At 71.9% G+C, this 10,582-nt stretch carries 13 protein-coding genes; 3 read left to right on the top strand and 10 right to left on the bottom strand.

Going from position 1 to position 10,582, the window contains the following annotated elements; translation table 11 throughout:
- Positions 1 to 531: 531 nt before the first annotated feature.
- On the top strand, positions 532 to 2,052 hold the full coding sequence (locus tag ACWEQL_RS08190) for a sensor histidine kinase (protein ID WP_452149368.1): 1,521 nt from the start codon (positions 532 to 534) through the stop codon (positions 2,050 to 2,052).
- 481 nt (positions 2,053 to 2,533) lie between these two features.
- On the opposite strand, the gene ACWEQL_RS08185 is transcribed toward ACWEQL_RS08190, so the two are convergent.
- Positions 2,534 to 2,785 (bottom strand): WhiB family transcriptional regulator, encoded by a 252-nt coding sequence (locus tag ACWEQL_RS08185; protein ID WP_014138019.1) that lies wholly within the window; start codon positions 2,783 to 2,785, stop codon positions 2,534 to 2,536.
- A 368-nt stretch (positions 2,786 to 3,153) separates the two neighbouring features.
- Positions 3,154 to 4,125, bottom strand: coding sequence for a diacylglycerol/lipid kinase family protein (locus ACWEQL_RS08180; protein ID WP_452149367.1), 972 nt, complete (start codon positions 4,123 to 4,125; stop codon positions 3,154 to 3,156).
- Between the two features lie 50 nt (positions 4,126 to 4,175).
- Between ACWEQL_RS08180 and ACWEQL_RS08175 the strand changes: the two genes are divergently transcribed.
- Positions 4,176 to 4,622, top strand: a complete 447-nt coding sequence (locus ACWEQL_RS08175) for a hypothetical protein (RefSeq protein ID WP_452149366.1) — start codon at positions 4,176 to 4,178, stop codon at positions 4,620 to 4,622.
- 72 nt (positions 4,623 to 4,694) lie between these two features.
- On the opposite strand, the gene ACWEQL_RS08170 is transcribed toward ACWEQL_RS08175, so the two are convergent.
- The 6 genes from ACWEQL_RS08170 to sodN form a co-directional block, all read right to left on the bottom strand.
- Positions 4,695 to 5,576, bottom strand: coding sequence for an RNA polymerase sigma factor SigF (locus tag ACWEQL_RS08170; RefSeq protein ID WP_452149375.1), 882 nt, complete (start codon positions 5,574 to 5,576; stop codon positions 4,695 to 4,697).
- A gap of 273 nt (positions 5,577 to 5,849) precedes the next feature.
- Positions 5,850 to 6,260, bottom strand: coding sequence for an anti-sigma regulatory factor (locus ACWEQL_RS08165; RefSeq protein WP_452149365.1), 411 nt, complete (start codon positions 6,258 to 6,260; stop codon positions 5,850 to 5,852).
- A 310-nt stretch (positions 6,261 to 6,570) separates the two neighbouring features.
- Positions 6,571 to 7,047, bottom strand: a complete 477-nt coding sequence (locus ACWEQL_RS08160; protein ID WP_452149364.1) for an N-acetyltransferase family protein — start codon at positions 7,045 to 7,047, stop codon at positions 6,571 to 6,573.
- A 22-nt stretch (positions 7,048 to 7,069) separates the two neighbouring features.
- Complete coding sequence (locus ACWEQL_RS08155; protein WP_452149363.1) at positions 7,070 to 7,441, bottom strand: nuclear transport factor 2 family protein; 372 nt, start codon at positions 7,439 to 7,441, stop codon at positions 7,070 to 7,072.
- A 64-nt stretch (positions 7,442 to 7,505) separates the two neighbouring features.
- Positions 7,506 to 7,730, bottom strand: a complete 225-nt coding sequence (locus ACWEQL_RS08150) for a hypothetical protein (protein ID WP_452149362.1) — start codon at positions 7,728 to 7,730, stop codon at positions 7,506 to 7,508.
- A gap of 270 nt (positions 7,731 to 8,000) precedes the next feature.
- Positions 8,001 to 8,396, bottom strand: coding sequence for a superoxide dismutase, Ni (gene sodN, locus ACWEQL_RS08145; protein ID WP_452149361.1), 396 nt, complete (start codon positions 8,394 to 8,396; stop codon positions 8,001 to 8,003).
- Between the two features lie 293 nt (positions 8,397 to 8,689).
- On the opposite strand from sodN, the gene sodX reads away from it, so the two are divergent.
- The gene (gene sodX, locus ACWEQL_RS08140) at positions 8,690 to 9,058 is read left to right on the top strand and encodes a nickel-type superoxide dismutase maturation protease (RefSeq protein ID WP_452149374.1); all 369 of its coding nucleotides are present in this window, start codon (positions 8,690 to 8,692) and stop codon (positions 9,056 to 9,058) included.
- 42 nt (positions 9,059 to 9,100) lie between these two features.
- Here the strand turns inward: sodX and ACWEQL_RS08135 are convergent, their stop codons facing one another.
- Positions 9,101 to 9,691 (bottom strand): CGNR zinc finger domain-containing protein, encoded by a 591-nt coding sequence (locus tag ACWEQL_RS08135; RefSeq protein WP_452149360.1) that lies wholly within the window; start codon positions 9,689 to 9,691, stop codon positions 9,101 to 9,103.
- Positions 9,692 to 9,803: 112 nt separating this feature from the next.
- Positions 9,804 to 10,556 (bottom strand): amino acid ABC transporter ATP-binding protein, encoded by a 753-nt coding sequence (locus ACWEQL_RS08130; protein WP_452149373.1) that lies wholly within the window; start codon positions 10,554 to 10,556, stop codon positions 9,804 to 9,806.
- Positions 10,557 to 10,582 lie beyond the last annotated feature (26 nt).

Genomic DNA, 10,582 nt, shown 5'->3' with positions numbered 1-10,582 from the left:
ACGGGACCCTCAACCCTCCCTCCTTGCCCGCCGCCGGCAAGGAGGGGCCCATGGCTCCGCGGCCCGGAGCTGTCGTCGGGCGCCTCGGCAGCGCGGGGGAAACACTTCGGGTCACGGTGCCGACACGGGACCCTCAACCCTCCCTCCTTGCCCGCCGCCGGCAAGGAGGGGCCCATGGCTCCGCGGCCCGGAGCTGTCGTCGGGCGCCTCGGCAGCGCGGGAGAAACACTTCGGGCCACGGTGCCGACACGGGACCCTCAACCCATGCGGCTCCGCGGCCCGGAGCTGTCGTCGGGCGCCGGTGACGATCGAGAACTGTGCGGGGTCCTCGTTCGGCGGCGACCGACCGAGGAGCGGCCTCGCGCGGTCAGGGCAGTTGCGCGGTGGGCCTCTCCTTGGTGCCCTTTCATTGTGGACTAGACCAATCTGGGTTGTCCAGGGCTCCCCGAAAATTGGTCTGGACAACCCGGCAGGTCGCCCCGCGGCACGGCCCCGGACGCAGCCCGGGGCGGCTGGGGCTACGCTCGCCATGTGCCCTCGCTGAACGAACTCGTCCGCCGCCACACCACCCTCACCGGCGCCGATGTGGAATGGCTCCACATGCTGGTCTCGGAGTGGCAGCTGCTCTCCGACCTCTCCTTCGCCGACCTCGTGCTGTGGATCCCCACCTGGGACGGCATCCGCTACGTCTCGGTGGCCCAGATGCGGCCCAACACCGGCCCCACCTCGTACCAGGACGACATGGTCGGCCACCTGGTCCCGCGCGGGCGGCGCCCGATGCTGGACGCGGCCTTCGACGAGGGCCGGATCGTGCGCGAGGGCGACCCGGAGTGGCGTGAGGAGGTGCCGGTGCGGGTGGAGTCGATCCCGGTCCGGCGCGAGGGCAAGGTGCTCGGGGTGATCGCCCGCAACACCAACCTGCTGACCGTCCGCACGCCCAGCCGGCTGGAGCTCACCTATCTGCAGAGCGCCTCCGACCTGGCCCAGATGATCGCGGCCGGCGCCTTCCCGTACCCCGGGGTGGAGCAGGCCGACATGGACGCCGCGCCCCGGGTCGGCGACGGCCTGATCCGGCTGGACTCCGACGGCATCGTCACCTACGCCAGCCCCAACGCGCTCTCCGCCTACCACCGGCTCGGTCTCACCACCGATCTGGTCGGCAGTCACCTCGGCCGGGCCACCGCCGAGCTCGCGCCGCCCTCGCGCGGGGCGGTGCACGAGGCGCTGGTGAAGCTGGCGAGCGGCTGGGCGCCCCGGCAGACCGAGGTGGAGGCCCAGGGCGGGGTGGTGACCCTGCGGGCGATCCCGCTCAAGCCCAAGGGGACGCTGACCGGTTCGCTGGTGCTCTGCCGGGACGTCACCGAACTGCGGCGCCGCGACCGCGAGCTGATGACCAAGGACGCGACCATCCGGGAGATCCACCACCGGGTGAAGAACAACCTCCAGACGGTGGCCGCGCTGCTGCGGCTGCAGTCGCGCCGGATGGAGTCGGAGTCCGGCCGGGCCGCGCTGGACGAGGCGGTCCGCCGGGTCGGCTCGATCGCCATCGTGCACGAGACGCTCTCCCAGGCGCTGGACGAGCAGGTGGCCTTCGACGAGATCGCCGACCGGGTGCTGGCGATGGTGATGGAGCTCTCCCAGGACGGCCGGGTGGCCACCCGCCGCAGCGGGAGCTTCGGGATCCTCTCGGCCGAGGTCGCGACCCCGCTGTCGATGGTGCTGACGGAGCTGCTGCAGAACGCGCTGGAGCACGCCTTCGGTCCGTCCGCCTCGGGGAACCTGGAGGTCAGCGCGCTGCGCGGGCGGGCGCCGGCCACCGGGACGGGTTGGTCGGACAGCTGGAACGGCGGCGCCCGGCCGGAGGAGTACCTGCTGATCACGGTGCAGGACGACGGCAAGGGGATGCCGGAGGGCTTCGATCCGCAGCAGGCGGGCAACCTCGGCCTGCAGATCGTGCGGACGCTGGCCACCGGTGAGCTCGGCGGCACCTTCGACATGGTGGCCGGACCGAACGGCGGCACCAAGGTGATCCTGGAGATCCCGGTCCGCTGATCCGGCGCCGGGCGGGAGCCGGCATCGGGAAGCCGGGAAGCTGCGGGGGCGCTGAGAAGTGTGGCGGGGGCGTGCGTTCTGGCCGAGCGCCGTGGGCGGAGCCCCGCACGCCTCCATGCGGAGAGCCGCGCCGGAGAGCGGAGCCGCGCCGGGAACGTGCCGGAGAACAGAAACGAGGCCCTGTCGACCGGGGGGGGGGTGGGTCGACAGGGCCTCTCAACCCGTTCCGGCCGTCGGGGGGAGTCGGCCGGAACGGGGGCTCTGGGTGATGCGACACCTTGACGTGCGTTGCACACGGTGAGCGCCACAGCTCCACAATATTGCTCTAAGTGAACAGTATCAAGTGCCCTGGGCGACTCGGTGTCGCGGAACCGTGTCGAGCACGGCCCTTCGTGCGGAAGGCTTCACCAGGAGGTGCAGGGAAGCCCTTGATCATGAGTTGATCGGGTGGAGCGGTTACTGCTGGTAATGCCGTGAGTGATCAGGCGGTGCGGGCCCGGTTGCGGGCGGCGCGGCGCTTCATCGCACGACGCTCGTCCTCGCTCATACCGCCCCAGACGCCGGCGTCCTGGCCGGTCTCGAGCGCCCACTGGAGGCACTGCTCCATGACCGGACAGCGGCGGCACACGGCCTTGGCTTCCTCGATCTGCAGCAGAGCAGGACCGGTGTTCCCGATCGGGAAGAACAGCTCCGGGTCCTCTTCGCGGCAGACAGCGCGGTGGCGCCAGTCCATGGTCGTCCAACTCCTCCTGCCGGCGGGGGTGACCCGGTCGGCATAATCGATGGCTTTGTGAATGTGAACGCTTTCACGAATCCCGCAACAGCAAAAGAGACCAAAGGCCCATCGGGCCCGGGAGGTCTGTGCTGGGGAGGGATTCGGCGGTCAGAGGAGCTTCGCTGCCGGCACTCGCCATGTTCTGGTGTTGCCGCGGCTGCGATGCGTCCCGATCGCCATGTAGAGGTTCGCAAACCTCAGGCCCGGATACAACCCCCTTCGGGGAGGAATTTTTGATTCTTCGGTGTCGCCTAGCTCACAGCCCGTACTTCTATGGGGTGAAGGGGGCTTGTGCGTTCGAGAAGAAGGGTGAACCCCCCTTCCGGTCACACAATCACACGCAGTGCACGTCGAACGCCTGTGAAACTGACGCGACTCCTGTCTCCAAGGTGGTCCCCGTCGACCTGGAACGGGACCGGTTCCTGTGAAACCAAGGTGAAGTGTCTGACGTCGTGGTAGGAGACGACGTGCTTCCCGGAGGGGCCTGCGGGTGCGGCGCCCCCGTCCGAAGGTGTGTGCGACCGCAGGATCTGACGGATCGTTCGAGCCGTGCCGAACGCGGTCATCCGGGTGATGCCGAAGACGTCGAGATCGGTGTCGAAGGAGGCGCGCGGGGAGGGGTACACCGGGCGGTTGCCCAGGAAGGTCCAGGGCGAGGTGTTGCTGACTATCGACAGCACCAGGCCGGGAACCGGTTCGTGGCCCGCGAGCTGCAGGGTCACCGGGCCGGCCTTGCGCTGCTCACGCTGCGTGACGTAATGGCGGAGCGCCTGGCCGACGTAGAGCGCGTGCGTGGACCTGCGCCCCGCCCGCCGCTGCTCCTCGACCCGGCCCACCACGCCGGCGTCGAAGCCCAGGCCGGCCGTGAAGGTGAACCAGCGGTCCGGCAGTCCGTCGGTCAGTGCCTTGCCCAGGCCGATGGGGCGCTCGCGGCGGTGCTCCAGGGCGTCCAGCAGGGCGCCGGTGGCCTCCACCGGGTCGTTCGGCAGGCCCAGCGCGCGGGCGAACACATTGGTGGAGCCCCCGGGCACCACGGCCAGCCGGGGCACCCGCTCGCCGGGACCGTGCGCGAGCAGTCCGTTGACCACCTCGTTGACGGTGCCGTCGCCGCCCAGCGCCACGACCAGGTCGACCGCGCCGTCCTCCACCGCCTGCCGGGCCAGGTCGCGCGCGTGGCCCCGGTACCCCGTCTCGGCGACCTCCAGCTTGAGGTCGCTGCGCAGGGCGTGGATCAGCACGTCCCTGGTGCGGCCACTGGTGGTGGTCGCCTTCGGATTCACGACCAGGAGAGCGCGCATGTGCTCAGCCTACGGGTCTGTGGACGGGAACCGGCGGCTACCCTGCTGGAGTGACCGCGAAAACCCCCGCCCCCGCGCCCGTGCCCGCCGACACGGCCCCGGCCGACCGTCCGGCCCCGCTGGTCGTCGGCGCCGCCATCACCGCCCTGGAGGGCGCCGCGCTGGTCGTCGTCGGCGTCCTGGACATGGTGTCCGCGCTGTCCGGCGACGCCAAGCAGCTCGGCCTCCAGGAGTTCGGCGGCCTCCTGATCGTCCTGCTCGGCGTGCTGCCGCTGCTGGCCGCCCGGGGACTGCTCAAGGGGCAGCGCTGGGGCCGCAGCCCGGCGGTGCTGACCAACTCGATCTGCCTGCCGGTCGGCTACTTCATGTGGCAGAACGGCGGCCTCACGGCCGCGATCGGCGCCGTGGTCGCCCTGCTGGGCCTGGTGGGCATCGGCGCGCTGCTGAGCCCGAAGTCGACGACGGCCCTCTACGGCCCGCGCGAGGGCGAGGCGTAGAGGGCCACCGACGGGGCCGACCGGGTCGACGGGGTCGACCCGGGAGTGCCGAGGACTGACGGGGGGTCGGTCCTACTCCTCCACGAGGAGCTTCTCCCGCAGCTGCGCCAGGGTCCGTGCCAGCAGCCGGGAGACGTGCATCTGGGAGATCCCCACCTCGGCGGCGATCTGCGACTGGGTCATGTTCCGGAAGAACCGCAGCACCAGGATCTTCTGCTCCCGGGGCGGCAGTTGGGCGAGCAGCGGCTTCAGCGACTCGCGGTACTCGACGCCCTCCAGCGCCTCGTCGGTGGCGCCCAGGGTGTCCGCGACGGCCGGCGACTCGTCGTCGCTGTCCGGGACGTCCAGCGACAGCGTGGAGTACGCGTTGGCGGACTCCAGGCCCTCCAGCACGTCCTCCTCGGAGATCCCGAGGTGCTCGGCCAGCTCGTGCACCGTGGGGGAGCGACCGTGCCGCTGGGAGAGCTCGCTGGTCGCCGTGGTCAGCGACAGCCGCAGCTCCTGGAGCCGGCGCGGCACCCGCACCGCCCAGCCCTTGTCGCGGAAGTGCCGCTTGATCTCGCCGACGATGGTCGGCGTCGCGTAGGTGGAGAACTCCACCCCGCGCTCGTGGTCGAAGCGGTCCACGGACTTGATCAGTCCGATGGTGGCGACCTGGGTGAGGTCGTCCAGCGGCTCGCCCCGGTTGCGGAACCGCCGGGCCAGGTGCTCGACCAGCGGGATGTGCATCCGCACCAGCTGGTTGCGCAGCTCGACGCGCTCCGGGGAGCCCTCGGGCAGCGCGGACAGCCGGACGAACAGCGCCCGGGCCGCCTCACGGTCCGGAGCGCCCGAGCGCTGCGGGCCCTGGGCGGGCACCGCACTGCGCAGCACCTCGACCGCCGCCTCCTCGGAGGCGGGCGGGGGCGAGTGCGGGGGCGACGGATCAGACGTCGGCTCGGTCGGCTGGCTCATCCGGTGGGCGTCCTTCGGGTGCGCTTCGTCGGTGGCGGCGAGGCCGGGAACGCTCGCCTGGGTCGGTACGGCAGGGCCCGCCGTCGCGAGGCCGGTACGGTCCAGATCACTCACGGCCATTCCCCCGTTCCGTTCCGGGAGCACCGGGCCGCGGCTGCGGGCCCGGAGTCTTCTCGTTGGTCGTACCGCCGGGTGGGCGGTACCGGGAGCCGTACGTCCCGGCCGGGTGGGTGCCGGGCGTACGGCTCGTGTTCGGTGGTCCCGTGACCGGCCCTAGTGGGCCGCGGAGCCGCCGCGCTTCTTGTGCAGGCTGATCGACACGGTTTTGTCCGGGCCGACCGAGGAGTCCACCTCGCCGGCCAGGGCGGAGAGCACCGTCCAGGCGAAGGTGTCGCGCTCGGGTGCCCGGCCGTCCGTGGTCGGGGCCGAGACGGTGACCTTCAGCGAGTCGCCGACCAGCCGGAACTCGCAGGAGAGGATCGAACCGGGCAGGGCCTGCTGGAGCAGGATGGCGCAGGCCTCGTCCACCGCGATCCGAAGGTCCTCGATCTCGTCCAGGGTGAAGTCCAGGCGGGCCGCGAGGCCCGCCGTCGCCGTGCGCAGGACCGAGAGGTAGGCCCCCGCCGCGGGCAGCCGGACCTCCACGAAGTCCTGGACTCCGGGCTCGCCGTCGATCTGGGACACCCTCACCTCCTGGGTGACGCGCTGTGCTTCCGGGCCGGTGGCCGCGGCACTGTCTGTTGCTTGGCTCAACTGCTTCGCCCCAACTGTCCAGAGGGGTGGTGCGGTACGTACCGGTCATACCCCTCAAAGGGGGTCCGGACGCCGCGCATCCGCCCGAGACGTTACCGCTATCGGTGGGTGGATGTCGCGATCTCCGTCCGGTCGTCACCGGAACTCGTGACCCCGGTACGGGGGTCACTCATGGTAAGTCAACGCGACACAGCGTGGGCAGTGGTCGGACGCGTTCCGCTTGGAGCGTCCGGCCGGGGCCTCAGCGGGTGCCGGCGGCGGTGAGCGCCTCGCCGGTGAGCCGGTAGACGGTCCAGCCGTCCATCGGCTCCGCGCCGAGCGACTTGTAGAAGTTGATCGACGGCTCGTTCCAGTCCAGCACCGACCACTCCATGCGGGAGTATCCGCGCTCCACGGCGATCCGGGCCAGTTCCAGCAGCAGCTTCTTGCCGTGGCCGCCGCCCCGGGCCGAGGGCCGGACGTAGAGGTCCTCCAGGTAGACGCCGTGGGTGCCGCGCCAGGTGGAGAAGTTCAGGAACCAGACCGCGAAGCCGACCGGCTCGCCCGTGGCGTCGTCCTCGGCGATCAGGCCGAACAGCGCCGGGTCGGCGCCGAACAGCGCCTCGCGCAGCTGCTCGGTGGTCGCCACCGCGGCGTGCGGCTCCTTCTCGTACTCCGCGAGTTCGCGGATCATGGCGTGGATGACCGGGACATCGGTGACTTCGGCGGTACGGATCATGTGTACGAGCCTACTTGGCCGGTCACGGCTCGTCCCAGGCCTGGAGCGAGGTCTGGTCGACGATCCGCCCGTCCCGCAGGTCCGCGACCGAGCTGACCAGGACCCGGACCCCGTCGGGGTACTGGCAGGACTCCAGGAACGCCAGGTGGTCGTCCTGCAGCACCACCTGCTCCAGCCGGTGGGTCATCTCCCGGCCGTAGAGGTCGCTCAGCATGGCGCCGATCTCCTCCAGTCCGTGCATCACCAGCGGGTGGCTGGGCTGGGTCTTGCGGTCGACCACGCGCAGTTCGGCGTCGTCGGCGTACAGCGCGAGCAGGGTGTCGGAGTCGCTGCGCTCGATTCCCTCGCGCAGCGCCCGGACGTCGAAGGCGGACGCGGCCGCCGTGGTCGTCATCTCTCGCTCCTCCGGTCGGTTCCGTCGGGCCCGTACTCCGAGCGTACGCCCGCGGGGGCCGCCCTCACCCGGCCGTCACGGTGCGCGGGTGCGCGGCCGGCGCGGTGATCGCGGCGGGGTCGCGGGGGCTCTCCACCGGGTCGGCGCGGCGCAGCACGAAGATCCGGTCGTTCCTGACCGCGGAGACGTCCGCCGGCGGCGGGAAGGACCGGAGGAGGGCCCGCTCGGCCTCGGCGTCCGGGGTGCCGTGGTCGTCGATCACGATCACCTCGGGATCGCGTCCGACCACGCTCTCCGGGGCGGTGCGCCTTCGCCTCGGGGCGTGGGCGCGCCGGGGCGGCGCGCGGGGCCTGACGGGGCGTCCGGGGTCCATCCCCCCGCAGTCCGCGGCGAGTTGTCGGGAGGTCGGCGACCCGGGGCGATCGGGCTCGCGCGGCCGTCGGCCGCCCCTACCGCCTCGGGGCCGCGGACGCCCGGGGCCGCAGACACCCGGGAACGTGGACGCCCCCGCGCCCGGCGAACCGGGCACGGGGGCGTCCACGCGCGGACTGATCCGGGATCAGGCCTGCTTGGTCTCCCAGAAGATCTTCTCGACCTCGGCGATGAGGTCGAGCAGGGCCTGGCCGGTGGCCGGGTCCGTGGACGCCTTGGCGGCCGAGGCGGCCTTCAGGGTGTCGTTGATCAGCTGGTGCAGCTGCGGGTACTTCTCGAAGTGCGGGGCCTTGAAGTAGTCGCTCCACAGCACCGAGATGTGGTGCTTGACGGCCTCGGCGCGCTGCTCCTTGATGATGACGGCGCGGGCGCGGAAGTGCGGGTCCTCGTTGGCCTGGTACTTCTCCTGGGTGGCCTTCACCGAATCGGCCTCGATACGGGCCTGGGCCGGGTCGTACACACCGCAGGGCAGGTCGCAGTGGGCGTGGGCGGTGACGCGCGGCGCAAACAGACGAGAGAACATTGGGGAGTCCTTCCTTGGATCGTCTTCCCGCGCCCGACATTACCCCTCCGCCCAGCGGGTTTCGCGATCGGGCGGGCGGCCTAGGGCCGAAGGACGGGTCGTTCGGGACTGAAGACGGAGCGCCGGAACAGGCCAAAGGGGGCATCGGCGCAGGGCGGGCCGTGCGGCAGACTGGAGCCGGCGTGCGGTGCGGCCGGGAGGAGGCGCGGGTGGCGGGGTGGACGGAGCCGGGCGAACGCGGCCCCGGGGGCGGACTGCTGCCCCTCGGCGTGATCGACGTGGCCGGGGACTCGATGGTGCCGACCCTGCGGGACGGGGACCGGCTGCTGGTCCGGTACGGCGCGCGGCTGCGTCCGGGTGCGGTGGTGCTCTTCCGCCACCCGTTCCAGCAGGACCTGCTGGTGGTCAAGCGGGCCGCCGGCCGCCGCCCCGGGGGCTGGTGGCTGCTCTCGGACAACCGTCCGATCGACAGCGACAGCCGGCAGTACGGCGCGGTCCCGGACGAACTGGTGCTCGGCCGGGTCCTGCTGCGGCTGCGTCCGCGCCCGGCCTGGCTGGCCCCCGGCCGCCGGCTGGAGCGGCTGCTGCTCTCCGGCCGGCCGGCCCGGGTGCCGGGGCTGGCCCGGCGGCTCGGCGTCTGGGTGGACCCGGAGCTCCTCTGACGGCGGGCTACCCCAGGGTCATCGCCCGGGTCACCGCCCGGGTCACCGCCCGGCGAGCGCGGCGGCCTCGGCGGCCTCCTGGCGCTTGCGGGCCCGGTAGGCGGCGACGTTGGCCCGGGTGGCGCAGCGGTCGGAGCAGTACCGGCGGGAGCGGTTGGTGGAGGTGTCCAGGTAGGCGTTGCGACAGGGGGCGGCCTGGCAGATGCCGAGCCGCTCGGCGCCCAGCTCGGTGAGGTGGACGGCCAGGCCCATGCAGGCCACCGCGGAGAAGTGCGCGGTGGCGGTCGGCGAGTTGTCGGCGAGGTGCAGGTGCCAGCGGGGACGGCCGGCCTCGTCGAGGAAGTCGTGGCCGGAGACCAGCGGGCTGACCGGGAACTCCATCAGCAGGCTGTTGAGCAGGTCGACGCCGCGCACCTCGTCGCCCTCGGCGGCGGCCTCGAAGACGCCGCGCAGCCGGGTGCGCACCGCCCGCAGCCGGGGCAGGTCGGACTCGTCGGCGAGCGCGGCGGCCCGCGAGGACTCGGAGAACAGGTCGCGGACGGCCTCCACCGAGGTGAGCGCGTCGGTGCCGCGCGCGGGTTCCTCGGTGTTCACCAGCCGGACGGCGAGGTCGGCGTAGGAGGCGAGCTCCACGGGGGTCCTTCCAGGTCTCGGTAACGGGCTGTCTGCCTCCAGCCTATTACCCGGGCGGGGAAAACGTCGGCGCCCGGCAGGACGGGCCTGCCGGGCGCCGGGTGGCAGCGGGTCAGAGCACCTTGGACAGGAACGACCGGGTGCGCTCGTGCTGCGGGTTGCCGAGGACCTCACGCGGGTTGCCGGCCTCGACGACGACTCCGCCGTCCATGAAGACCAGCGCGTCGCCGACCTCGCGGGCGAAGCCCATCTCGTGGGTGACCACGACCATGGTCATGCCCTCCTCGGCCAGGCCGCGCATGACGTCCAGGACGTCGCCGACCAGCTCGGGGTCGAGCGCCGAGGTGGGCTCGTCGAAGAGCATCAGCTTGGGCTTCATGGCCAGCGCGCGGGCGATCGCCACACGCTGCTGCTGGCCGCCGGAGAGCATCGAGGGGTAGTTCTTGGCCTTGTCGGCCAGGCCCACCCGCTGCAGCAGGGCCATGCCGCGCTCGCGCGCCTCGGCCCTGCTCTCGCCCTTGACCTGGACCGGAGCCTCCATGACGTTCTCTATGGCCGTCATGTGCGGGAACAGGTTGAAGCGCTGGAACACCATGCCGATGTCACGGCGCTTGAGGGCGACCTCCTTGTCCTTCAGCTCGTAGAGCCGGTCGCCGCGCTGCTTGTAGCCGACGAGCTCGCCGTCCACCCAGAGGCGGCCGCCGTTGATCTTCTCCAGGTGGTTGATGCACCGGAGGAAGGTCGACTTGCCGGAGCCGGAGGGGCCGATCAGGCAGAACACCTCGCCCTGCTTGACCTCCAGGTCGATGCCCTTGAGCACCTGGACGGCTCCGTAGGACTTGTGCACGCCCTCGGCGCGGACCATCGGGACCGACAGGCCGGTGTCCTGGG

Source organism: Kitasatospora sp. NPDC004240 (assembly GCF_053603215.1).
Note: the sequence above shows the minus strand (reverse complement) of the source record. Positions and strands in the feature narration are given on the sequence as shown.